Source organism: Pseudonocardia autotrophica, assembly GCF_003945385.1.
Classification (GTDB): Bacteria; Actinomycetota; Actinomycetes; order Mycobacteriales; family Pseudonocardiaceae; genus Pseudonocardia; species Pseudonocardia autotrophica.
Genome location: NZ_AP018920.1, coordinates 3,887,446 through 3,910,308, shown reverse-complemented (window position 1 = coordinate 3,910,308; position 22,863 = coordinate 3,887,446). Strand labels below are relative to the sequence as shown.

General features: G+C 74.4%; 21 protein-coding genes. 13 read left to right on the top strand and 8 right to left on the bottom strand.

Annotated elements, in window-relative coordinates; genetic code table 11:
* Positions 1-83: 83 nt before the first annotated feature.
* The gene (locus Pdca_RS18250; protein ID WP_085911215.1) at positions 84-983 is read left to right on the top strand and encodes a hypothetical protein; all 900 of its coding nucleotides are present in this window, start codon (positions 84-86) and stop codon (positions 981-983) included.
* 31 nt (positions 984-1,014) lie between these two features.
* Positions 1,015-1,869: a universal stress protein gene (locus tag Pdca_RS18245; protein WP_158092065.1), complete on the top strand. Its 855-nt coding sequence runs from the start codon at positions 1,015-1,017 to the stop codon at positions 1,867-1,869.
* Here Pdca_RS18245 and Pdca_RS18240 read toward each other — a convergent pair.
* The 6 genes from Pdca_RS18240 to Pdca_RS18215 form a co-directional block, all read right to left on the bottom strand.
* Positions 1,844-2,815, bottom strand: coding sequence for a heme-dependent oxidative N-demethylase subunit alpha family protein (locus Pdca_RS18240; RefSeq protein WP_085911213.1), 972 nt, complete (start codon positions 2,813-2,815; stop codon positions 1,844-1,846). The genes Pdca_RS18245 and Pdca_RS18240 overlap by 26 nt on opposite strands.
* Entirely contained in the window at positions 2,812-3,732 is a 921-nt protein-coding gene (locus tag Pdca_RS18235; RefSeq protein ID WP_174824351.1) for a PDR/VanB family oxidoreductase, read from the bottom strand. The genes Pdca_RS18240 and Pdca_RS18235 overlap by 4 nt, the downstream gene beginning before the upstream one ends.
* Positions 3,729-4,250, bottom strand: coding sequence for a dimethylamine monooxygenase subunit DmmA family protein (locus Pdca_RS35645; protein ID WP_158092064.1), 522 nt, complete (start codon positions 4,248-4,250; stop codon positions 3,729-3,731). The genes Pdca_RS18235 and Pdca_RS35645 overlap by 4 nt, the downstream gene beginning before the upstream one ends.
* Before the next feature lie 87 nt (positions 4,251-4,337).
* Entirely contained in the window at positions 4,338-5,375 is a 1,038-nt protein-coding gene (locus Pdca_RS18225) for an ABC transporter ATP-binding protein (RefSeq protein WP_085911210.1), read from the bottom strand.
* Positions 5,375-6,919 carry an ABC transporter permease gene (locus Pdca_RS18220; protein ID WP_232021041.1) on the bottom strand — a complete coding sequence of 515 codons (1,545 nt, stop codon included), beginning with the start codon at positions 6,917-6,919 and terminating at the stop codon, positions 5,375-5,377. The genes Pdca_RS18225 and Pdca_RS18220 overlap by 1 nt, the downstream gene beginning before the upstream one ends.
* Before the next feature lie 2 nt (positions 6,920-6,921).
* The gene (locus tag Pdca_RS18215; protein WP_085911209.1) at positions 6,922-7,995 is read right to left on the bottom strand and encodes an extracellular solute-binding protein; all 1,074 of its coding nucleotides are present in this window, start codon (positions 7,993-7,995) and stop codon (positions 6,922-6,924) included.
* A 217-nt stretch (positions 7,996-8,212) separates the two neighbouring features.
* On the opposite strand from Pdca_RS18215, the gene Pdca_RS18210 reads away from it, so the two are divergent.
* The 6 genes from Pdca_RS18210 to Pdca_RS18185 all read left to right on the top strand — a co-directional run bounded on the left by Pdca_RS18210 (position 8,213) and on the right by Pdca_RS18185 (position 14,571).
* Positions 8,213-8,845 (top strand): hypothetical protein, encoded by a 633-nt coding sequence (locus Pdca_RS18210; RefSeq protein WP_085911208.1) that lies wholly within the window; start codon positions 8,213-8,215, stop codon positions 8,843-8,845.
* A 228-nt stretch (positions 8,846-9,073) separates the two neighbouring features.
* Complete coding sequence (locus Pdca_RS18205) at positions 9,074-10,642, top strand: ABC transporter substrate-binding protein (RefSeq protein WP_085911207.1); 1,569 nt, start codon at positions 9,074-9,076, stop codon at positions 10,640-10,642.
* A gap of 3 nt (positions 10,643-10,645) precedes the next feature.
* Positions 10,646-11,578 carry an ABC transporter permease gene (locus tag Pdca_RS18200; protein ID WP_197719754.1) on the top strand — a complete coding sequence of 311 codons (933 nt, stop codon included), beginning with the start codon at positions 10,646-10,648 and terminating at the stop codon, positions 11,576-11,578.
* Complete coding sequence (locus Pdca_RS18195) at positions 11,575-12,456, top strand: ABC transporter permease (protein WP_232021040.1); 882 nt, start codon at positions 11,575-11,577, stop codon at positions 12,454-12,456. The genes Pdca_RS18200 and Pdca_RS18195 overlap by 4 nt, the downstream gene beginning before the upstream one ends.
* Positions 12,453-13,877, top strand: a complete 1,425-nt coding sequence (locus Pdca_RS18190; RefSeq protein WP_085911206.1) for an ABC transporter ATP-binding protein — start codon at positions 12,453-12,455, stop codon at positions 13,875-13,877. Before Pdca_RS18195 ends, Pdca_RS18190 begins: the two co-directional genes overlap by 4 nt.
* On the top strand, positions 13,870-14,571 hold the full coding sequence (locus tag Pdca_RS18185; protein WP_085911205.1) for a (2Fe-2S) ferredoxin domain-containing protein: 702 nt from the start codon (positions 13,870-13,872) through the stop codon (positions 14,569-14,571). The genes Pdca_RS18190 and Pdca_RS18185 overlap by 8 nt, the downstream gene beginning before the upstream one ends.
* On the opposite strand, the gene Pdca_RS37580 is transcribed toward Pdca_RS18185, so the two are convergent.
* Entirely contained in the window at positions 14,544-14,675 is a 132-nt protein-coding gene (locus tag Pdca_RS37580; protein ID WP_269462800.1) for a hypothetical protein, read from the bottom strand. The genes Pdca_RS18185 and Pdca_RS37580 overlap by 28 nt on opposite strands.
* Positions 14,676-14,936: 261 nt before the next feature.
* Here Pdca_RS37580 and Pdca_RS18180 point away from each other — a divergent pair, with 261 nt between their 5' ends.
* Together Pdca_RS18180 and Pdca_RS18175 are read left to right on the top strand one after the other, a co-directional pair.
* Positions 14,937-16,106, top strand: a complete 1,170-nt coding sequence (locus tag Pdca_RS18180; protein WP_085911281.1) for a serine hydrolase domain-containing protein — start codon at positions 14,937-14,939, stop codon at positions 16,104-16,106.
* Positions 16,107-16,354: 248 nt separating this feature from the next.
* Positions 16,355-17,647, top strand: coding sequence for an AI-2E family transporter (locus Pdca_RS18175; protein ID WP_232021038.1), 1,293 nt, complete (start codon positions 16,355-16,357; stop codon positions 17,645-17,647).
* A 13-nt stretch (positions 17,648-17,660) separates the two neighbouring features.
* On the opposite strand, the gene Pdca_RS18170 is transcribed toward Pdca_RS18175, so the two are convergent.
* A complete protein-coding gene (locus Pdca_RS18170) occupies positions 17,661-20,168 on the bottom strand; it encodes an HAD-IC family P-type ATPase (protein WP_085911203.1) in 2,508 nt (835 codons plus the stop codon).
* 301 nt (positions 20,169-20,469) lie between these two features.
* On the opposite strand from Pdca_RS18170, the gene msrA reads away from it, so the two are divergent.
* From msrA to Pdca_RS18155, 3 genes are all read left to right on the top strand, one after another.
* Positions 20,470-20,982 carry a peptide-methionine (S)-S-oxide reductase MsrA gene (gene msrA / locus Pdca_RS18165; RefSeq protein ID WP_085911202.1) on the top strand — a complete coding sequence of 171 codons (513 nt, stop codon included), beginning with the start codon at positions 20,470-20,472 and terminating at the stop codon, positions 20,980-20,982.
* A gap of 200 nt (positions 20,983-21,182) precedes the next feature.
* Positions 21,183-22,079: a universal stress protein gene (locus Pdca_RS36105; protein WP_085911201.1), complete on the top strand. Its 897-nt coding sequence runs from the start codon at positions 21,183-21,185 to the stop codon at positions 22,077-22,079.
* Positions 22,080-22,225: 146 nt separating this feature from the next.
* On the top strand, positions 22,226-22,819 hold the full coding sequence (locus tag Pdca_RS18155) for an Rv1733c family protein (protein WP_085911200.1): 594 nt from the start codon (positions 22,226-22,228) through the stop codon (positions 22,817-22,819).
* Positions 22,820-22,863 lie beyond the last annotated feature (44 nt).

The following is a 22,863-nucleotide window of genomic DNA, read 5'->3' as shown; positions in this document are numbered from 1 at the left end:
ATGCCCCCCGATCGGGGCCCGTCGGGCACCGGGCCGTAGTGCTACGCAGGTGGGGTCCGCACGGGGGGACTACGTTGCGGCGCATGAGCCGAGCCGAGTCCCTGCCCTCCGGTGGCGCCCAGCACGGCGCCGCCGGCACGGTCCGTGGCCTGCGTCGCGCGATGATCGTCGCGGTGGTCGGGTCCCTGCTCGTCGCCTCGCTGCTGGGCATCGTCGCGCTGCTCGGCGGGGACTTCGGCGACCTGCAGATCCGGATCGTCCTGACCACCCTGGTCGTCGCCGCGTTCGGGACGACGGCGCTGTGTCATCTCGCCGTCGTCACCCGCGCGGTCCGGGTGGTGGGCCTCGCCGGGATCGCCGCGAGCATCGGTGCCGCGGTCTGCGCGCTGCTGCTGATCTGGCGGGACTGGATGTCGGACACCGGCCCGGAGGAGGGCCTGTTCAAGTCGTTGACCGTCTTCACCGTGCTGGCGATCAGCCTGGCCCACGCCAACCTGCTCCTGCTGCTCGCCGAGCGCCGGGCTCCGGTGATCCGGGCCGGGCTCGCGGCGACACTGCTCGCGATCGCGATCGTCGCGGTGATGATCCTGCTGCCGGTGCTCACCGACGGCGCGATCCCGGGCACCGACGACGGCTGGTACTGGCGCTGGCTGGGGGTCGCGGGCATCGTGGACGCACTCGGCACCGTCGCGCTGCCCGTGCTCGCGCTGGTGCTGCGCAGCCGGCCGGATCCGGCGCCTGTGGCCACCACCCCGGCTGCTCCCGGAGGTGGGCAGGACTCGGTCCGGCTGGTCCTCGACCTGCCGGCGGGGCTGGCCGCCCGGCTGAGCGGGCACGCCGGTGGCGGGGCACTGGAGAACGCCGTGCTGGACGCGATCGACCGCGGGCTCGCCGCCGCCGGACCGCCGCCGCCGGCCGGCCCCCCGTCGGCCCGTTCGGGGCCGGATCCGGCGCGCAGCACCCCGGATGTGCCAGGGTCGTAGGCCGCAACGCCTGCACGACGAAGGAGGCACCATGACCGGGACGACCGGGGAGACGGCCGCGACCGAGCTCGCGGTGGCGGTCGACGGCTCACCGGGCGCGGTGCTGGCCGCGCACTGGGCGCGCGACCTGGCGGAGGTGTGGCGAGGGCAGGTCCGGCTGCTGCACGTCACCGCCGGACCGGACGCCCCGGCGGACCTGGAGCGGCTGGCCGGGGAGACGGGTGCCGGTCTGCAACTGGTGCCCGCACCGCCCGGCGCGGGCACCGACGAGATCGCCGACGCGGTGCTGGCGGCGTCCGGGCGGGCCCGGATGCTGGTGGCCGGCAGCCACGGCGCCGGGGCGACCGGCGCGATGCTGGCGGGCCGGTTCGCCGACCGGGTGGCCCGCAGCTCACCGGTCCCGGTGGCGATCGTGCGGGACGCCGAGCCGGGCGCCGAGGGGGTCGTCGCCGGCGTCGGTGGCGGCGAGTGCGATCACGACCAGGCCGTCGTCGCCGAGGCCGCCGCGCTGGCCGCCGCGTGGGCGGCGCCGCTGACGCTGGTGCACGCCTGGTCGGACGTCGTCGCGCGAGCGGGGAGCCGGCTGCACCGGGTGCAGGCGGACCGCGCGACCGTGGCCGGGGAGGCCAACGTCGCGCTCGAGGCCGCGGCCGCGGCGGCGCGCGATCTCGTGCCGGACGTGCACACCCGCGTCGTCGAGGGCACCGCGTTGCGGGCGCTGCTCGATCTCGCCGCGACCGCCAGGGCGGTGGTGGTGGGACCGTACGGCGCCACCGCGCCGGTCGGGATGCAGCTCGGCTCGACGAGCCGGTCGCTGGTCGCCTTCGCGCCCTGCCCGGTCGTCGTGCTTCCGGCCCGGGTCAACGCCGCAGGTGCGCCAGGGTGAGCGCGGCGATCGGGCCGAGCCCCTTGTAGTCCGACACCTCGGGGGGCAGCGTCTCCAGTACCGACACCAGCCGCTCGCGCCAGGCGGGAACCCGCTCGAGCCGGCTCAGGGCCAGCAGCCGGATCCCGATCAGGAACAGCACCGAGCCGGTCAGCGGCAGCCGGATCAGGTGCTGCACCTCGGTCCGCAGGTGGATCTCCCGGCCCGGGTCGGTGATCCGCAGCGGACGGCGGGCCGGAGCCCACGACGGAGCCGCGTCCAGCGAGAGATCGAGCCGGTCGTCGGGCTGCAGCCCCCAGTTGAGCCGCCGGTAGGCCTCGCCGGGCTGCAGCCGCAGCAGGAACCCCTCGGCCCGCTCGAACACCCCGCCCGGCCCGTTGCCGGGGACCGGGCCGTGCAGCTCACGGAAGCTCATCCCGGCGTCGAACCCGATCGACCAGACCGACGCCGCGGCGACCGCCCCGGCGTCGAGCCACAGCCTGCCCTCACGCGCGCCGAGCACCACGACGTCCTCGGTGAGCTGCCGCGAGGCGAACCGCAGCGGATGCTCGGGCAGGGTCGATGCGTCGCCGAGCACGAACTCCTGGTCGATGCGCAGCCGGGTGTTGCGGAAGCGGTACCGGTCGCCGTCGCGCACCAGCGAGCAGGTGTCCGGTTGTTCGGTCGCGAGCCTGCCGGTGAGATGGAGCAGCGCGTCCCAGCAGGCGGCCCGGCTGTGCGGGGCGGCGACGAACCGGGCCGGTTCCCGGTCCAGGATCGCGGCCCGCTGCCGGGCGACGTCCTCGTAGCCGGCGCCCGATCCGGGGACGTGCAGGATCGTCGAGCCCCAGGACCCGGCCTCGGTCGGCCGGGTCACCCCGGCCGGCTCGACGTTCGCGCTGATGCGGTACGTGCTGTGCGGCAAGGGGAACGGGTACGACGCGAGGTCGTCCGGATAGCGGGTCACAGGTCCAGCTCCAGGGTGGGCCCGGCGCCGCGGGAGACGCAGAGCGCGATCCGGCCGTCCCGCTCGGCGTGCACGGTGTCGCGGTGCTCGACCGCGCCACGGCGGACCGGGGTCAGGCACTCGCCGCACACACCGCTGCGGCACAGGCTCGGCGCGGCGATCCCGATCCGGTGCACCGCGTCGAGCAGCGACTCGCCGGCCCCGACGTCGACGCTCCGCCCGCTGCGCCGCAGCACCGCCCGGAACGGGCTCCCCGGTGCGCTCCGCCGGGTGAAGGTCTCGCTGTGGATCCGGTCCTCGACCCAGTGTGCGTCGCGGGCCGCGTCCTCGACGGCGCCGGTCAGGCCGGGCGGCCCGCAGCTGTACAGATGGCTGCCGAACGGCGCCGTCGACACCAGCCGGTGGATCTCCGCGCGCGCCCCCGCCCGCCCGGTGACGGTCCTCAGCCGGTCCCCGCAGAGCTCCCGCAGCTCGGCCAGGTGCGGGGCCGCTCCGGGCCGGTGCACGTAGAGCACCGCGAACGAAGCGCCCCAGAACGCGTGCCAGCGCACGTGCGACAGCACCGGCGTCACCCCGATCCCGCCCGCCACGAGCAGCTGCCGGCGGGCCGTCTCGACCGGGGCGAACCCGTTGCGCGGCAGCGTCGACCGCACCCGGTCACCGGGTCGCAGGCGGTGCACCCAGCGGGATCCGCCCGCGCCGTTCCGGCGCAGCGCCACCGTGATGTGCAGCCGTCGCGGGGTGATCGAGGGGCCGGTGAGCGAGTAGGCGTTCCACCGCCCGGGCGCCCACTCCAGGCCCAGATGGCTGCCCGGCGGGTACGACGGGGGCGATCCGCCGTCGGCGACCGCGAACGCCACCGACCGCATCCCGGAGCACGGCTCGGTCACCGTGTCGACCCGCAGCTCCAGCGTCACGCCGGGCTCCCCAGGAACGCGGCGTGCGTGCGCGAATGATGGTGCGCCACGACCAGCGCGCAGCCGCATGCCGGGCAGTGCACCGCCCCGCCGATCGCGGCGGTCGCGGAGAACCGGGTGTGGCAGTGACCGCAGTGGACGGTGCGCGGGCGCAGCGCCTCCGGCCCGGCGTCCACATCGGTCGGCCGCAGCTCCAGTTCGGAGTCCAGCGCGCCGCGGGCGAGTGCCGCCGAGCGGACCTGCTGGACGTCGCTCTCGGTGCCGGTGACCAGGATCCGCCAGCCGGTGACCATCGTCGCCAGCTCCGCGTCGAGCAACTCGTCGGCGTCCGCGCCGCAGCGGATCGTCCGCAGCCGGTCCCCGGGGCGCGGCGCGGGCGGCTCGGCGGCGCCCACCGCGATCACCAGGTGCGGGGCGGGGGAGCGGCCGGCGGCCGGATAGCGGGGCAGCGTCGTCTGCTCCACCGGTACCTGCGATGACCGCCCGCCGCGGTGCGACGGTGGGACGGGCGTGGGCATGGCGGTCCTGTCCTGGGCGCTGGCTGTGCCGATCCGGGGGCCGATCCGGGGGCCGATCCGAGGGCAGATCCTACGGCGCAGCGGCGCTCACCCGTCGTCCCCTGCCGGGAAGAACCTCCCCGATCCCGCCACCTCGACGACGACCCGGTCGCCGGGGCGCACATGCGACCGGCCCGGCACCCTGGCGCGCAGCCCGGTCCCGTCGAGATCGAGCACGACCGTGGCGTCCGGACCGTGGAACAGCACGTCGGAGACCTTTGCGGTGGGTTCGCGGTCGCCGTCCGGCGCCCGCAGCCGCAGCTGCTCGGGCCGCAGCAGCAGCCGGCCCGGCCCGGCGCCGGAGGGGACCGGGATCCCGCCGAGCGCGGTGGCCGCCGTGCCACCGGCCGCGTCAGCCGTCAGCACCACCGCGTCGCCGACGAAGCTGCCCACCCCGATGTCGGCGGGGGAGTCGTAGAGGGTGCGGGGTGGCGCGCACTGCACCACCCGGCCACCGCGCAGCACGGCGACGAGATCGGCGGTGCCCAGCGCCTCCTGCTGGTCGTGGGTGACCAGCACCGCCGTCGCACCGGCCGCGGTGAGCGCGTCCCGCACCTGCCCGCGGACCTCGGCACGCAGCCCGGCGTCGAGCGCGACGAAGGGTTCGTCGAGCAGTACCAGCGCCGGGGCGGGTGCCAGCGCGCGGGCCAACGCCACCCGCTGCTGCTGGCCGCCGGACAGCTCGGCGGGCATCCGGGCGCCGTATCCGGCCAGCCCGACGAGCTCCAGCACCTCATCGATCCGGTGCCCGCGCCGGGCCCGGCGGTCCAGCCCGAACCCGACGTTCGCCGCGACGTCGAGATGACCGAACAGTGCGCCCTCCTGGGAGACCAGGCCGACCCGGCGTCGCTCCGGGGCGACGGCGACCCCGTCACCGGCGACGAGCCTGCCGCCGAGGTGGACGGTGCCCCGGTCGACCGGATGGAACCCGGCGACCGTGCGCAGCAGCGTCGTCTTGCCGCAGCCGGAGCCGCCGAGCACGGCGGCGAGCGTCCCGGCCGGGACGCTCAGGTCCACCCCGGACAGCACCGGTAGCCCCGGATGTCCGGCGTGTACGCCGTCCAGCACCAGCGCCGGTTCCTCCATCAGTCCCCTCCTCGGCGCCGCAGCACCCGGTCGAGTACGAGCGTCGGGATCGCGGCCAGCAGCACCAGCAGCACCGCGTACGGGGCGGCGGCGGCGAACTGGCTCGCTCCGGTCCGCGACCAGATCGCCATGGCCAGGGTCTCGGTGCCGGTGGGCCGCAGCATCAGCGTCGCGGGGAGCTCCCGGGCCACCGAGACGAACACCAGCGACGCCGCCGCCACGATCCCGGGGGCGGCGAGTGGCACGGTGACCCTGGCGAGGGTCTGCATCCGGCCGCGGCCGAGTGAGCGGGAGGCCTCCTCCAGACGCACCGGTGCGTCGGACACCGCGGTCCGCACGATCCCGACCGCGAGTGGGAGGAACAGCACCGCGTAGCCGGCGATCAGCATCGGCAGCTGCTGGTAGAGCTGCGGGAACACCCGGATCCCCAGGTAGACCAGTGCCAGCCCGACGGTGACGCCGGGCAGCGCGAAGCCGAGATAGGTGATGTTCTCCAGGGAGCGCACCAGCCGTCCCCGGTGCCGGGCGGCGAGCACGCCGACCGGCAGCGCCAGCGCGACGGTGAGCAGTGCCCCGAGCCCGGCGACCTGCAGGGTGTCCAGCGCGGTGGCGCTCAGGTGCGGCAGGTCGAGCCCCGCGGAGGCGCCCGCCACCGTCCAGACGACCAGGCTGTAGGCCGGGACGCCCAACGAGATCCCGATGACGACGAGCACGAACGCCATCCCGGCGGGTGTCCACCGGCCCAGCGGTGTCGGCCCGGCCCGGCGGCCCGCTCCGCGCCCGACGCGTTCGGTGGACCGCCCGCGCACCCTGGCCTCGGCGACGGTGACCACGATCGCCAGCGCGACCAGCGCCAGCCCCAGCACCGCGGCCGGCGTCGGATCGAACGTCGACCGGTAGCGGGTGAAGATCCCGAGGGTGAAGGTGTCGAAGCGCATCAGCGACGGCACCCCGAAGTCGCTGATCACCGAGAGTGCGACCAGCAGCGCCCCGGCGAGGACGGCCGGCCACACCCGGCGCAGCGTCACCGTCAGCAGCACCCGCACCGGGCCCAGGCCGAGCGACCGGGCGGCCTCCTCCATACCGGCGTCGCCACGCGAGAGCGTCGCGGAGACGGCGAGGAAGACGTAGGGGAAGCTGACCGAGCTGAGCACCAGCAGCGTCCCGCCGAACCCGACGATCCCCGGGAACCCGGAGATCCAGCCGAAGCCGGCGACGTAGGACGGGACGGCCAGCGGCAGCGCGAACAGCACTCCCCAGATCCGTCGGCCGGGCAGGTCGGTCCGCACCACCAGCCAGGCGGCGACCGTCCCGACGACCATGCAGACCAGGGTCGCACTGACGGTCAGGACGACCGTGTTCGCGAAGAGCTGCCCGGTCCGTGGCCGGGTCAGCACGTTCGCGACGTAGCCCGGCCCGCGTTCGAAGGACCGGATCGCGAGGTAGACGAGCGGGGTGAGCATCAGCAGCCCGGCCAGGGCGGCACCGGCGAGAAGTGCCGGTGCCGCCCCGCCGGACCGCCGTCGAAGGGCGCTGCGGAGCACGGTCAGCTCATGCCGGCTTCTTGCAGCATCTCCAGGGTCTGCTCCAGCGTGCGGAGATCGGCCAGGTCGATGTCCGGCTGCTCCAGCTCGGTGATGTCGGGCATGTCGTAGACCGTCGAGGTGATACCGGACCGGACCGCGTACTCACCCGAGGTGTCGACGAAGTACTGCTGGGCGACCTCCGAGGTCAGGAACGCGACCAGCTCCTGGGCGCGGGCCGGATCGTCCGCGGTGTCCATCACCCCGGCACCGGCCACGTTGACCAGGCCGAGCGGGTCGCCGCCGACGTGGTGATTGCGCGTGCGCAGGTTCTCCTCGCCGAGCTCCTCCATCTTGGAGTAGATGTAGTAGTGGTTGACCAGTCCGATCTGGACCTGGCCGTTCTCGATCCCGTCGATCACGCCGTGGTTGTTGTTGAACCGCTCCGGGTTCTGCGCGTCGAAGTCCGCGAGCCACTGCCGCGCACCGTCGTCACCCCGGTCCAGCCGGACCGCGGTGACGAAGGTGTTCCACGACGAGTTCCCCGGCGGGAACCCGATCCGGCCCTCCCAGCGGGGGTCGAGCAGATCGTCGAGGCTCTGCGGCAGTTCCTCGGGTGTCAGCGCCTGCGAGTCGTAGGCGATCACGCGGGCGCGCGCCGAGGTGGCGGTCCAGGAGCCGTCGTCGGCGACGTAGCCGTCCACGACCCCCTCGTGCACCGAGTCGTCGAGCGGGATCAGCCGGCCGGCCTCGGACAATGCGCCGAGTGCCCCGGCGTCCTGGGCGAAGAAGACGTCGGCCGGGCCGGCCTCGCCCTCCTCCAACACCTGCGCGACGAGTTCGGCGGTGTCGCCGTAACGGACGTCGAGCGGGATACCGGATTCGTTCTCGAACTGCTCGAGCAGTTCCTGGACCCGGCTCTCGGAGCGTCCGGAGTAGACGGTGATCGGTGCCGCCTGTCCGGCTGTCGTTCCGTCCGCCTGGGCGGCGTCGTCGCCGGCGGGAGCGCCGGCGCATGCGGTGAGGGCCAGTGCAGCTGCGGCTCCGGTGGCCAGCAGTCTCCAGTGGCGGGATGTCGGTCGTTCGGTGATCTGCATTGATCGCTCCGGGGTCGGGTCACGACAGTCGCCGGCGCGACGCTACCTCCCAAACGTACATTCAGGATGAAACATATGTTTCCGATCAATCAGGCGAACACGCGGCACGGACGGGTGATCAGGGTCACCAGGACTGATGAACTCCAACGCGGGTGGCTAACGGTGCAGGTCGGAGGGCGATGAACCGGCATCGGAGGCGAGCGGGAGGAGGTGCGTCGTGCAGCCGGTGAATCGGTCGGAATCGCCGTACCGTCCGCGACACGCCGCGCCCGACGTGCTCCCGGCGCGTCCGGTGGAGCCGGCCGCCGGTCCCGATCGCGACGGTGGGCTGCCCGGGTTCCCGGAGGCGCTGCTGCCCCGGCAGCGGTCGTCGCGGCTGATCGGCGCCGGGCTGGTCGCCGGGATCGCCGGCCTGCTCGCCGTTTTCACCGGCGTGGTCGTGGCGGCGGACCGGGCCGGCGCGCCGATCTCGTCCGTCTCCGCCGCCGGCGCCGCGATCACCGAGTGGCGGGACGGTGGCGGACAGGTCCGGGTCACCCGGATCGCCGACGATCTCGACGCGATCGCCCGGGCCGGCTCCGGACCCGATCTGGCGGCGATGGGGCAGGCCTGCCGGGCTCTGCGCGACGACGTCGCGACGGCCCGCGCCTACCCGCCGATCCCGGACGCCCGCGCCCAGGCGTCCTGGGCGGCCGGACTGACCGCCGGTGCCGGCGCGGCGCGCAACTGTGTCGCCGGCGCAGCACTGCGCGACGCCGGCCTGCTGGGGGCGGCCGCGGACGACCTGCGCGACATGAGCGGGCACCTCGACGACGTCGCGGCCCGGATCGCCGGCCTCGCCGCCTCCTGATCCGGGGCGTCGGCCCCGATCCGGCCGGGGCGTCGGGATGCGACGCAGCGGGCCGCAGTGATCACGCCGTGCGCCGGGAAGTCGTCCGGTGGCACCGGTGCAGCCGCGCGGTGAACATCACTCCATATGTACAACCGTTCATGTGTCAGGTAGGACTCCTGTCGATCGGTCGTGATCATCCGGTTCATCCGGTGCGCGCGGCCCGCCCGAAGCAGCGCAGGAGGACCCGTGACGCCCAGACGTACCCTGACCCGGCTGGCGGTGGCCGCGACCGCGGTCCTGCTCACCGCAGGATGCGTGCAGACCACCGGCGGAGAGGCCGGCGGCGACGCACCGGACACCCTCACCTTCGCCACCGGCTTCACGATCGACGACCTGGACCCGCTGGAGAACGCGTTCTGGGGGCCGGAGTTCGGCTACGTCGAGCTGCTCATGCGCCCGGACCGGGCGGGCGAGCCGACCCCGTGGGTGTTGACCGACCTCACCTCGACCGGACCGACCACCTGGGAGCTCACCCTCCCCGAGGGCGCGACGTTCGTGAACGGCACCGTGCTCGACGCCGACGCGCTCGCCGATCTGATCACCTTCCAGCTGGCCGAGAACGCGTCGCTGGCCGCCGCCCTGCCGGGTGCGAGCGCCGCCGCCACCGGTCCGCTCCAGGTCACCCTGACCACCGCCGAGCCCGCTCCGCGCGTCCCGGCGCTGCTCGCCGACGAGTCGATCCTGCCGGTCTACGACGTCGCGGCGTACCGCGCGCACCGCGACTCGGGGGCTCCGGCGTCCGAACTGGTCGGTGCGGGGATCTACACCGGGCCCTACGTCGTCGACTCGCTCGACGGGGCCGTCGCGCAGCTCTCGCCGCGGGCGGACCACTGGAAGGGCGCACCCGCGCTGAGCGCCGTGACCGTGCGGTTCGTGCCGGAGGCCTCGGCCCGGATCCAGGCGGTCCAGTCCGGCGAGGCGGACATCGCGCTGTACCCGTCGACGTCGTCGGCGCCGACCCTGCAGGACCGCGACGACATCTTCTACGTGACCGGTGAGCCGACCGGGCCGACGTTCCAGCTGGTGCTCAACCAGCAGCTGGCCCCGTTCGACGACGAGCGGGTCCGCCGGGCGGTCTACTCCGCGGTCGACTACGACTCCATCGCGAACGACGTCATGAACGGGTTCTACCTGCCCGCCACCGGCCTGTACACCGACTCCCGGCCGTGGGCGGAGAAGACCCAGGCGACCGACGTCGCGGCCGCGGCCGCGCTGCTCGACGAGGCCGGTTGGGCCCGGGACGGCGAGGGGCCGCGCACCCGCGACGGGCAGGAGCTGCGGTTCTCGGTGCTCACCTACCCGCAGCAGCCCGACTCGGACACCATCGCGCTGGCGTTCCAGGCGCAGCTCGCGCAGCTGGGGATCGGCGTGGACATCCGCCAGGTCCCCGATCTCGACGCGGAGATGAAGGAGGCCACGACCTGGCACTCCGCCATCGCGGGCAACGGGTTCATGTCCTACGGCGGCGACTACGTGTACCCGCTGGTCCGCTACGTCAGCACCGACGGGGAGCGCAACTACGGCGGCATCGTCGATCCCGAGCTGGACGCCATGATCGACCGGCTCGCCGTCGAGCTGGACACGACCGCCCGCGACGACCTGCTGCGCCAGGTCCAGCAGCGGATCGCCGATCGCGGCTACCTCGCCTACATCGGCCTGCGCAAGCCGGCCGTCGTGACCGGGCCGGCCTGGAAGGGCTACGAGATCGAGGGCTCCAACCTCTGGGTCTCGCACGACACGGCACCGACCGGCTGATCCGTGCTCGCCGTCCTCCGCCGGGTCGGTCAGGCCCTGCTCACCCTCGCCGCCGCCGGTGCGCTCGTCTTCGGGATGCTCGCCGTCACCCCGGGGGATCCGGCGCAGCGGGTGCTGCAGGCGCGGGGGATCCTCGATCCGACCCCGGTCGCGGTCAGCGCGGTGCGCGCGGAGCTGCGGCTCGACGATCCGCTGCCGGTCCGGTTCGGACAGTGGGCAGGCGACGCGGTCCGGGGGGATCTCGGGGTCTCCTGGCGGACCGGGCGCCCGGTCGGGACCGAGTTCTCCGACCGGCTGCCCGCCACGCTGCGGCTGACCGTCACCGCGCTCGGGCTGGCGGTCGCGGCGGCGCTGCTGCTCGGGACGGTCGCCGCGCTCGGCGCCGGCCGGTGGCCGGACACCGTCGCGCGCGGGATCGCGCTCGGCGCGCTGGTGGTGCCGAGCTTCGTGCTCGGGGTGGTGCTGATCGACGTGCTGGTGGTCCGGATCGGGCTCGGCCGGGTGATCGCCGACGGCACCTGGTCGACCGTGTTCCTGCCGGCCGCCGTCCTCGCGCTCGGCTCGGTCGCGACCTGGTCCCGAATACTGCGCACCAGCCTGCTGGAAGCCGGCTCCGCGGCGCACCTGCGGGTCGCCGCGGCCCGCGGTGCGGGGCCGGTCCGGCGGTTGCTGGTGCACCAGCTGCCGAACGCGATCGCCCCGTTCCTGACGATGGTCGGGCTCGGCACCGCGGCCCTGATCGGCGGTGCCGCGGTCGTCGAGAGCGTGTTCACCTGGCCCGGGGTCGGGCGTTTCACGGTCGAGGCGATCAACGCCAGGGACATGCCGGTGATCGTCGGGTTCACGCTGGTCGCGCTGGTCACCTACGTGCTGGCGAGCCTGGTGATCGATCTGCTGTGCGCGTGGATCGACCCGCGCCTGCGGAGTCCACGGTGACCGGGGCGGGGATCCTCACCCCGGTCGCCGAGCCGCCGGTCCGGGTGGTCGAGCGCGGGCTCGTCCGGGCGCTGGTCGCACGGCCCGCCGGCCGGGTCGGCCTGGCGTTCGCCGCGCTGCTGCTGCTCGCCGCGGTCGTCGGGCCGTGGCTGCTGCCCGATCCGGACCTGCCCGACTACACCCGTCAGCTCGCACCGCCGGGGCCGGAGAACCTGCTGGGCACCGACCAGTCCGGCCGGGACCTGCTCGCCCGCACCGTCGCGGGTGCGCGCAGCTCGCTCGGGGCGGCCGTGGTGGTGATGGCGCTGTCCGGGGTGATCGGGCTGCTCGTCGGCACCGTCGCCGGAGCGGTCGGCGGGATCGTGGACACCGTCGCCACCCGGCTCACCGATGTGCTGCTCGGGCTCCCGACGCTGGTCCTGACCCTGGCCGTGGTCGGGATCCTCGGCCCCGGCTACGCGAACCTGGTCCTCGCGATGGCGCTCACCAGCTGGGCCGGCCTGGCCCGGATCGCGCGCAGCGTGGCCCGCGGAGCGGCGTCCCGGCCGGACGTCGTCGCCGCCCGGATGGCCGGGATCGGCCCGGTCCGCGCCGTGCTCACGCACGTCCTGCCGGGGGTGGCGGTGCAGGTGTCGGTCGCTGCGACGCTCGGACTGGGTGAGGCGGTGCTGGCGCTGGGCTCGCTGTCGTTCCTCGGGCTCGGTGCCCAGCCGCCGACCGCGGAATGGGGCACCATGCTCGCGTCCGGCCGGGAGACCTTCGCCGCCGCGCCGTGGCAGCTGATCGGGCCGGGGGTGGGCCTGGTGCTCGCCGTCGCGGCCGCGACGCTGGTCGGCGACGCGCTGCGCGACGTCACCGATCCGGAGCGACGCCGGTGAGTGCCCTGTCGGTGCGGGGCCTCTCCGTCGTGTACCCGGGCGGGCACCTCGCCCTGCACGACGTCGACCTGGAGATCCCGCCCGGCGGCCGGTGGGCGGTGGTCGGGCGGTCCGGCAGCGGCAAGACCACGCTGGTCCGGACGATCCTCGGTCTGCTGCCGGCCGGCGCGGTCGCCACCGGCAGCGTGCGGGTCGACGGCCAGGAGATCCTCGGCCGGCCCGAGTCACAGCTGCGCGGCCTGCGCGGACGCGCGATCGGCTACGTCCCGCAGGACCCGTTCGCGGCCTGCGATCCGCTGCGGACGGTCGGCCACCACGTCGACTCGGCGTGGCGGGTGCACCGGATGGCGCCGCCGTCCGGCCGGGTCGTCGACGACCTGGGCGGGGTCGGCATCGACGACGCGGCCCGCTGCGCCGCCCGGCACCCGCACACCTGGTCCGGCGGGATGCTGCAGCGCGCCACGATCGTCGCCGGGACCGCGCACTCCCCGCCGCTGACGCTGGCCGACGAGCCCACCAGCGCGCTGGACGCCGAGCTCGCCGACGAGGTGCTGGGACTGGTCCGGCGGTGCTCCGGGGCGCTGCTGCTGGTCAGCCACGATCTGTCGCTGGTCGCCCGGCACGCCGGGCACGTCCTGGTGCTCGACGGCGGCCGGGTCGCCGAGCGCGGTCCGGCGGCCCGGCTGCTGTCGGCGCCGTCGGCTCCGGCGACCGTCGAGCTCGTCGGTGCCGGCGCACCGTCGGCCCGGCGGCCGGTGCGGGAGGAACCGGGCGGCACGGTCGTCGTGCGGGGCACCGACCTGGTCCGCAGCTACGGCCCGGTGACCGCGGTGGACGGGGTGTCGGTGACCGTGCGCGCGGGCGAGGTGCTCGGCGTGGTCGGCCGCTCCGGCTCCGGCAAGTCGACGCTGGCCCGTCTGCTGGCCGGGATGGAACGTCCCGACTCCGGCTCCGTGGAGCTGCCCGGGGCCGGGCCGGGGCACGTGATGCCGGTGTTCCAGGACCCGGTCGCGTCACTGGACCGGCGATGGCCGCTGTGGCGGACCCTGACCGAGCCGCTGCGGGCGCGCGGGGAACGCCCCGGCCGTGCCGCCGCCCGGGCGGTCGCGGCCGAGATGCTGGAGCGGGTCGGATTGGCCGGGATCGATCCGGACCGGCGCCCGGCGACGCTGTCGGTCGGCCAGGCGCAGCGGGTCGCGATCGCCCGCGCGCTCGCCGCCCGGCCGGCGCTGCTGGTGGCCGACGAGCCCACCGCGAGCCTGGACGTCGCGACCGCCGACGCGATCACCGCGCTGCTGCGGTCGCTCGCCGGTTCCGGGACCGCGATCGTCGTGGTCAGTCACGATCGGGACCGGCTCGCCGGTTACGCCGACCGGATGCTGGTGATGCGGGACGGCAGAGCGGAGGAGACACATGCCTGAGACGACCGAGCGGGCGCTGGTGCTGGTGGCCCGGCCGACCCCGTCGGGGGTGGACGGACGCTCGCTGGCCCGCCTGGCAGCCGCCGTCGCCGCCCGGGTGCCGGGGCCGGTCCGGGTGGCACATCTGGACCAGGAGGACCCGTCGGTGCCCGCGGTGCTCGACGCCCTCACCGCGGAGGCAGTACCCGCCGTCCTGCTGGTGGGGCTCGCGGTGCCCGCCGACCGCTACCTGACGACGTGGATCGGGCGGGCAGTCGCACACTGGCAGGCCTCGTCCGAGTCCGCCGCGGCCGGGCCGGACGTCCGGGTCGCGCCCGGGCTGACCGGGTTCGCCGCGGACGCCGTCGTCGAGTTGTCCGCCGAGCCGGGCGATCCGGTCACCGTCTCGGCGGGCGGGTTCGCCAGCCCGTCATGGTCGGTGCTCGACGTGCCGGACCGGCACCTGTTCGTCTGCCGCGGCCCGCGCTGCCTGGTCTACGGCGCGGGTGCGACGCACCGGGCGCTCTCCGACGAGGCGAAGGGGACCTCGACGCAGGTCACCCCGTGCGGCTGTTTCGGCCCGTGCAACCTCGGGCCGCTGGTGGTCGAGTACCCGGCCGGCAGCTGGCACACCGCCGTCGATCCGGCACGGGCCCGGGAGCTGGTCCGGGTCACCGCGCGCGGACCTCACAGCGACGGTGATCGGGTGTCGTAGCCGCGCCGGGTCCGTAACCGGCGGGGGCGCCCGCGCAGCACCTCGCGGAAGGTCGCGGCGGAACCGACGACGAGCGTCGCGAGCAACATGATCTGGGTCCACACAGGACTACCTCCGTACGGTTCGACGTGCGGCGGTGTGTGCTCCCAACCGCCTGTGACCAGGATCCGCCCGGCCCGCGGAAGCCGACAGGGGCAGGAAGGACACGGGTCCATCAATTCCTGCCACGGCACTCCGGGGGTGGGCCGACCCACCCGTTGGAGGGGGGCGGGCGGCGTCCCGATCGGCCAGGATGACGCCGAAGGTGCCCGTGGCTCACGTCACATCGAGGGCTCGACGTCACTGCGAGGGTCGTGGAGGACCGGATGGCGAACAAGATCGACGGAAGCGCGCTCGACCAGCTGCTGCGGACCGCCGTGCAGGACGGCGCGGTGCCGCACGTCGCGGCGATCGCGGCCGACCGCGACGGGATCATCTACGAGGGCGGCGCCGGCCCGCGGACGGTGGGGGAGTCCGGCGACGTCGACACCGGGACCCAGTTCCGGATCATGTCGATGACCAAGATGGTCGCCACCACGGTGGCGCTGCAGCTGGTGGAGCGCGGCGAGCTGGAGCTCGACGCGCCGGTCGACACCTACCTGCCCGAGTTCGCCGACCTGCAGGTGCTGGAGAGCGTCGACGGCGACACCCCGAAGCTGCGCCCGGCCGGTGCCCGGGCCACCGTGAAGAACCTGATGACCCACACCAGTGGCCTGGGCTACTGGTTCTTCAACGACAAGCTCGCCCGCTTCGAGCAGGTCACCGGGACCCCGAACGTGCTCGGCGGCGCCGGGGCGTTCGGGGCCCCGCTGCTCGCCGATCCGGGCACCACCTTCGAGTACGGCATCAACACCGACTGGCTCGGGAAGGTCGCCGAGAAGGTGTCCGGCAAGGGGCTGGACGTGCTGGTCAAAGAGGGGGTGACCGGCCCGCTCGGGATGAACGACACGATGTTCCTGCTGGACGAGGGCCGCAAGGCCAACGTCGTCTCGGTGCACGTCCCGGCCGAGGGCGGCGGCTGGGCGTCGGCCGGCGAGCTGCTCCCACAGGAGCCGGACTGGTGGGCCGGTGGCCACGGCCTCTACTCGACCCCGCGCGACTACATCCGGTTCGAGCGGGCCCTGCTGCGCGGCGGCGAGCTCGACGGCGAGCGGATCCTGTCCCAGGACACGGTGGACGCCGCGTTCAGCAACCAGATCGGCGATCTCGACTTCCCGGCCGAGATCCCGACCGCCGATCCGGCGATCAGCGCGACGTTCACCCCCGGCCCCGGCTTCAAGTGGGGCTACGGCCTGCTGCTCAACACCGCCGACGTCCCGGGCGCCCGCCGGGCCGGCACCGGAGCGTGGGCCGGGCTGTTCAACACCCACTTCTGGGTCGACCGCAGCACCGGCATCTGCGCCTCGATCTACACCAACTCACTGCCCTTCATCGACGAGGGCGCGCTGACCCTCTACGGGAACTTCGAGGGTGCCCTCTACGCCGCCCTGAAGTAGCCGGTGTCTCCGCAGGTCCCGGTTCCGGGCCGGGGCCTGCGGGGGTGTGTCGGGCCCGTCACGGCGCGCATCCCGGCGGCCGCGTCCCGGCGCCGTTAGGGTTGCGCCGCACAGCGCCCGTCGGGGACGGGCCAGGGTACGAACGGGGTGGGCAGATGGAGTCGCGGTCGCAACCGGCCGTCCGGGGGACCGGGCGGATCTCTCCGCGCAGGGACCCGGCCGGCGGATCGGTGCTCAGCCCCGCTCCGGTGACCTCGTTCGCCAGCCGCGGGACGCTGATCGGCAACGGACTGACCTGGATGGCGGCCTGGAGCCTGCGGCTCGCGCTGATCGCGGTCGGGCTGGTCCTCATCGGCTACGTGATCGGCAGCTTCTGGGTCGTCGCCTGGCCGGTCCTGCTGGCCATCCTGCTCACCACGGTGCTCCGTCCGCCTGCCGCGTGGCTGATCCGGCACGGGCTGCCACCGGCACTGGCGTCGATCGTCGTGCTGCTGGTCGGTATCGGCGCGATCACCGGGCTGTTCGTCGCGATCGCGCCGTCGGTGATCGGGCAGTCCCAGCAGATCGTCGACGGGGTGGTCGCCGGCCTGGCGCAGATCCAGGAGTGGATCTCCGGGCCGCCGCTGAACCTCGGCGAGGGCCAGATCGGTGAGCTCGTCGCGCAGGTCACCACGCAGCTGCAGCAGAGTGCGAGCGCGATCGCCGGCGGCGTACTCACCGGCGTCTCGACGATCGCCTCCGGCCTGCTGGCGGTCGTGCTGGCGCTGGTGCTGACGTTCTTCTTCGTCAAGGACGGCCCGCGCTTCCTGCCGTGGCTCACCTCCATCACCGGCCGCACCGCGGGCGGGCACCTGACCGAGGTGCTGTCCCGGATGTGGGCGGTGCTCGGCGGGTTCATCCGGGTGCAGGCACTGGTCAGCCTGATCGACGCGGTGTTCATCGGGATCGGCCTGGTGCTGCTCAGCGTGCCGCTGGCACTGCCGCTGGCGATCCTGACCTTCCTCGGCGGGTTCATCCCGATCGTCGGTGCCTTCGTCGCCGGTGCGCTCGCGGTGCTGATCGCGCTGGTCACCCAGGGCTTCACCACCGCGGTGCTGGTGCTGGTGCTGATCGTGGTGGTGCAGCAGGTCGAGGGGAACGTGCTGCAGCCGTTCCTGCAGGGACAGAGCCTCAAGCTGCACGGCGCGGTCGTGCTGCTCGCCGTGACCGCCGGCGGCTCGCTGGGCGGGATCGCCGGGGCGTTCCTCGCGGTGCCGGTCGCGGCCGTGGCCGCGGTGATGCTGCGCTACCTGGGCGAGCAGATCGACCGGCACGACCAGCGCTTCGCCGAGGAGCCGCCGGACGGCGGCCCGGCGGACGGGGCAGCAGAGGACGAGGCCGCGCAGCCGGCCGAGCAGGCCGACGACGAGCAGCGGACCGCGGCCGTCGAGGCCGGGACCGGCAACGGCGCGGTGGCGGTGTCGGGGCAGCCCGACGACGGTGCTCCGGCCGAACCTGCGGATCCGGCGGCGCCGGCGAAGCCGGGCACCTCCGAAGGCTGATCGGGAGGGCTGCTCAGCTCCGCCCGGGCAGCCGGTCGAGGCCGAGTACCCGGTCCATGATCCGGAACCGGTAGGTCACCCACAGCACGGCGAACCAGGTGACCAGCGCCGGGAGCACCACCAGGAACACCGGCCACGCCGCCCCGGTCAGTCCGAAGTACGACGACAGCGCGGGGGTGAACAGCACCCCGGCGAACGCCGCGGCCAGCGCCGGCACCAGCCACGCCGGGCGCCGGTCGGCGACCGGGCGGGTCCAGGCCGCCAGGAACCGGTGCGGCGGCAGCAGGAACAGGATCAGCACGAACGAGGCCAGGCCGACGAACGTCGACAGGCCGGTCTGGGCCCCGATGGTGGCGGCCGCCTCGGTGAAGCCGGCGTCCTCGCCGTAGGTCAGGCCGGTGTAGCTGTGGAACTGCGCCAGCACCTGCGCCGGGGTCCGCCCGCTGCTGAAGCCGTTCAGGATCTGTTGGTACAGCACCGTGTAGACGGCTGTGCCGATCCCGGCGGTGACGACCGCGGCCGGGATCACGAAGCGGGTGAGGTTGCCGAGCAGGTCCGGATCCGGTTCGGTGGGCTTCGCCCACAGGGTGAGGAAGAAGGTCGGGACGCCCACCGTCAGCAGGGTCAGCCCGACCTGGGTCGGGGAGTACGGGAAGCCGAGTCCCAGCATCGTGACCGCGAGGATGACCAGGCCCTGGGTGGCGACCCGGGAGAGGAACACATACATCGACAGCGCGATGCCGTCGATGATCCGCCTGCCCTCCGCGCGGGCCGGCAGCAGCGCCGAGAAGGAGTCGTCGACCAGCACGATGTCGGCGATCCCGCGGGTGACCGGTGACCCGCTGCGCATCGCCACGCCGACGTGCGCGCCCTTCAGCGCACGGGCGTCGTTGACGCCGTCGCCGAGCATCGCCACGTAGCTGCCGCGCCGGCGCAGAGCGGCGACGATCCGCTCCTTCTGCTCGGGGGTGACCCGGCCGAACACCGTCGTGCGGGCGACCAGCCGCTCGAGTCCGGCGTCGTCCAGCTCGTCGAGCAACGGGCCGGCCACCGGCTCGCCCGGATCGAGACCCGCCTGCACTGCCAGGGCGGCGACGGTGCGTGGATCGTCCCCGGACAGCACCGCGACGGTGACCCCGCTCTCGCGGAACCGGGTGATGCTGTCGACGACCTCGGGGCGCAGCTCGTCGGCCAGCGCGAGCAGCGCGATCGGCTCCAGCCGGGGCAGCGACGGGCACCCGTCGGGGGTCCGCAGCCCGGCAGCCGGATCGGCGGTGCGGGCGAACAGCAGAACGCGAAGGCCGCGCCCGGCACGGGCGGTCACGGCGTCGTCGGGGAGCGCGGTCTCCAGGTACGGGGCCAGCGCGTCGGGGGCGCCGAGTACCCAGGCGCCGGCAGCGGTGACCTGACCCGACCAGCGCAGGACCGAGGTGAATCCGATCTCGTCGTGCAGCTCCCGCGGGCGGCCGGGCAGCGCCGCGGCCAGCGCTGCCGAGGTGAGGTTCGGGTCGGAGACCGACGCCGCGAAGCGGGCCAGCGGCGGCTCGGGATCGGCCGGGCCGAGCGGCACGAGCTCGTCGAGGCGTAGTGCCCCGGTGGTGAGCGTGCCGGTCTTGTCGGTGCACACGACGTCGACATGGGTGACCGATTCGACGGCGTTCACCCGCTGCACCAGCGCACCTTGCGCGGCGATCCGGGCCGCGCCGCGGGTGTAGGCAACCGCGATCAGGAAGAACAGGCCGTAGGGCACCAGCCCGGACAGGACCGCGGTGATCTGCACGACCCGCAGCAGTGAGAAGCCCTCCAGGAACGCCTGCGCGAGGATCGCGCCGCTCATCAGTACCACCAGTGCCATCGTCAGGCGGACCACGAGGTCGATCCGGCGCTGCAACGGGGTGGGATCGGTGGTGGAGCGACGGGCGTCGAGGGTGAGCCGCCCGGCGTAGGAGTCGGAGCCGACGCCGTCGGCCCGCTGCCGGACCTCTCCGGCCGTGCAGCGGCTGCCCGAGCGCAGCACGTCGCCGGCCGCCTTCGGCAGCGGCTCGGACTCGCCGGTCAACAGTGACTCGTCGGCCTCGGCGTGCCCGGCCAGCACCGGCCCGTCGACGACGATCTGGTCACCCGCCCGCACCACCAGGAGATCGCCGGCGACCACCTCGGCCGCCGGGATCCGCTGCTCGGCATCGTCCCGGACGACGGTGACGTCGGCCTGGTCGAGGAGCTGGAGGGCGTCGAGCCGGCGCTTAGCCCTGGCCTCCTGCACCGCGCCCACGACCGCGTTGATCAGGCCGAGCCCGACGCTGATGAGCGCGTCGTCGTACCGGCCCATGACCAGCAGGATCGCGCCGATGGAGAGCAGGATCGAGTTGTAGAACGAGAAGACGTTCGTCCGCACGATCGAGCTGTAGCTGCGGGAGCCGCCCGACACAGCAGTGTTGACTCGCCCAGCACGGCGCTGCCCGGCGACCTGGGAGGCGGTGAGCCCACGTTCCTGCGGCGTGTCGACCGTGCCGGCTGCCATGGACGCCCCCCCGGGTGCTGTTCGCTCGGACCGATCATGGCACCGGATGCTGTGCGGGACCTGGGAGACGCCCGATGCGGGCCGGCCCGCCCGCGCCGGGTCGGGGGCGGTGGCTCGACGGGGGCGAACCGGCCCGGGCGGCCCGACCCGGAGGAGGATCGTGAGCCGCCGGCTCCAGCGTCCGTCGGCAGATGCGCCGCATCCAGGGGCGAAGGTCCCCGAACCGGACGGTCGTGCAGGACGGAACAACCGGTTCGGACGTACTGTTGTGCGAGGCGAACCCGAAACAGGAGGCCTTGAGATGACCGAGACCGCGATCCTCGCAGGCGGCTGCTTCTGGGGAGTGCAGGAGCTGATCCGCAAGCGCCAGGGCGTCGTCTCCACCCGGGTCGGATACTCCGGCGACCCGAACACGCCGAACGCGACCTACCGCAGGCACGGTGACCACGCCGAGGCCGTCGAGATCGTCTTCGACCCGGAGCAGATCAGCTACCGGGAGATCCTGGAGCTCTTCTTCCAGATCCACGACCCGACGACGAAGGACCGGCAGGGCAACGACATCGGCCGCAGCTATCGTTCGGCGATCTTCCACGTGACCGACGAGCAGCGGCAGGTCGCGCTCGACACGATCGCCGACGTCGACGCCTCCGGGCTCTGGCCCGGCCGGGCGGCCACCGACGTGGAGCCGGCCGGCGAGTTCTGGGAGGCCGAGCCGGAGCACCAGGACTACCTGCAGAAGTATCCGTACGGCTACACCTGCCACTTCCCGCGCCCGAACTGGGTGCTGCCGAAGCGGGCGGCCAGCACGAGCTGACGGTCCCCGCACACGGGCCGGGCCACGGGGGACACCCTCGGTGACCCGGCCCGTTCTGCTGCGGCGTGCCGGGTCGGCGGAGTGCGGTCGGGGTGCGCGCGGGTGGGCCGGAGGTCCCGCCCCGGCCGGGCCGTCGTCCTGCTGTGCCGGGGCGCCGGACCGGCCACGATGAGCCGGGGGAGACGCGGACGGGAGCGGCCATGGACGGACAGGTCGGGAACGAGGTCGCCGTCGGCTGGGACGGCTCGCCCGGTGCCCGCGCCGCACTCGCGCTGGTCCGCCGGGTGCTGCCCGATCGCCCCGTGGTGGCCGTGACCGTCGGCGCCGCACCCGGCCCGGACGATCCCGCCGTCGTGCGCAGGGTGGTCGTCCCGGCACCGGCCGCGGCGCCGGCCCGGGTCGGGCGGGCGGTGGCCGTCGCGCTCGTCGAGGCGGCCGCGGGCACCGCCGTGCTGGTCGTCGGGGCGAGCTCGACCGGTCACGGCGACCTGCTCGGGAGCACGGCGTCGGCGATCGTCGAGCATGCCGGGATCCCGGTGCTGCTGGCGCCGGTCCCGCCCGGGAACGGCGAGGGCTTCGTGCCGGCCGAGACCAGGACGTCCGCGGTCGGCGTTCCGGAGCCGCGGCGCGCCCCCGGTGCCGCGCCAGCCGGGGGAACCGGCTCGGTGGTGGTCGGTGTCGACGGGTCGGCCTCCGGCCGGGCCGCGCTGCGGTGGGCGGTGGCCGAGGCGGCGCGGACCGGCCGCGCGGTCCGCGCGGTCCGGGTGTGGGATCCGGCAGTGCTGCCGGTGGACCAGTTGCTCGCCGAGCTGCGCGCGGCGGAGCAGGCCGCACTCGCCGCGGACGTGGCGGGCTCCCCGGCCGCGGCCGAGCTCCGGGAGGGGCCGGTCGCCGCCGAGCTGTGCCGGGCGGCCGAGGGGGCGGCGCTGCTCGTGGTCGGCGGACACGGCCGTGGGCGGCTCGGACGGATGCTGCTCGGCTCGGTGAGCGCCGCCTGCCTGCAGCACGCGCGCTGCCCGGTGGTCGTGCTGACACCCGCGGCGGTGGCCGCCGATCATGCTGCGGGGCAGCTGCAGGCGCCCACTCCGACCTCTTGACCAGGGTGAGTTGTGCACCGTTTCACGCAGTGATCCTCGTCCCGACCGGCTGTAGTGGTGCCGTGGCGCGGGTACTCCTCGACGGAGCGAGCACGACCGTGGCCGCCGCGTGCCGGCGGGCCAGGAGAGCCCTGCGAGGAGATTCGATGCGTACTGCGGACGACCACGGCCGGGCCGGGGCACCCCCGGTGACCGGGCCCGCCGACCGGCTGCGGCGTAGCGCCGCCCGCTGGGAGGACCTGCTGTCCGTCGGGCTCGGGCTGCTCCTCGCGATCGGCCTCGTCGTGGCCTGGCTGGCCGGCTCGGCCGCGTCCGGCGCCGTCGCCGAGCGCGGGATGGCCGAGGCATCGGAGCGGACCGAGACCGAGGCCGTCGTGACCGAGCGGGCCACCCCGATCGGTGAGATGCAGGCCGGGATGCAGGCCGTCACCGTCGCCTGGACCGCGTCGGACGGCACGGAACGGACCGGCCCGTCGTCCACGGCCGGACTGCACGAGGTCGGCGACCGGGTCACCGTCTGGGTCGACCGGAACGGCGCGCTGACCAGCCCACCGGCCACCGCGGAGGACGCGGCCACGGTCGGCTTCGGCGCGGGGTTCATGACCGTCGTGCTGTGGGGTGTCCTCGTGGTGGGCGCGGGATTCCTCGCGTTCCGCTGGACGGCGGGTCGGTTCGCCCGCGCCTGGGAGCTGGACTGGGCCGCTGTCGAGCCGCAGTGGACCGGTCGCCGCACCGGCTGACTGTTGGTGTCCCGAACTGCCGATACTGTCCCGAACTGCCGACC

Bases quoted from the DNA above. Each gene is read 5' to 3' on its own strand.
- Pdca_RS18250 (WP_085911215.1), top strand. From the start codon at position 84: ATGAGCCGAGCCGAGTCCCTGCCCTCCGGTGGCGCCCAGCACGGCGCC.
- Pdca_RS18245 (WP_158092065.1), top strand. From the start codon at position 1,015: ATGACCGGGACGACCGGGGAGACGGCCGCGACCGAGCTCGCGGTGGCG.
- Pdca_RS35645 (WP_158092064.1), bottom strand. From the start codon at position 4,250: ATGCCCACGCCCGTCCCACCGTCGCACCGCGGCGGGCGGTCATCGCAG.
- Pdca_RS18225 (WP_085911210.1), bottom strand. From the start codon at position 5,375: ATGGAGGAACCGGCGCTGGTGCTGGACGGCGTACACGCCGGACATCCG.
- Pdca_RS18215 (WP_085911209.1), bottom strand. From the start codon at position 7,995: ATGCAGATCACCGAACGACCGACATCCCGCCACTGGAGACTGCTGGCC.
- Pdca_RS18185 (WP_085911205.1), top strand. From the start codon at position 13,870: ATGCCTGAGACGACCGAGCGGGCGCTGGTGCTGGTGGCCCGGCCGACC.
- Pdca_RS18180 (WP_085911281.1), top strand. From the start codon at position 14,937: ATGGCGAACAAGATCGACGGAAGCGCGCTCGACCAGCTGCTGCGGACC.
- Pdca_RS18170 (WP_085911203.1), bottom strand. From the start codon at position 20,168: ATGGCAGCCGGCACGGTCGACACGCCGCAGGAACGTGGGCTCACCGCC.
- msrA (WP_085911202.1), top strand. From the start codon at position 20,470: ATGACCGAGACCGCGATCCTCGCAGGCGGCTGCTTCTGGGGAGTGCAG.
- Pdca_RS36105 (WP_085911201.1), top strand. From the start codon at position 21,183: ATGGACGGACAGGTCGGGAACGAGGTCGCCGTCGGCTGGGACGGCTCG.
- Pdca_RS18155 (WP_085911200.1), top strand. From the start codon at position 22,226: ATGCGTACTGCGGACGACCACGGCCGGGCCGGGGCACCCCCGGTGACC.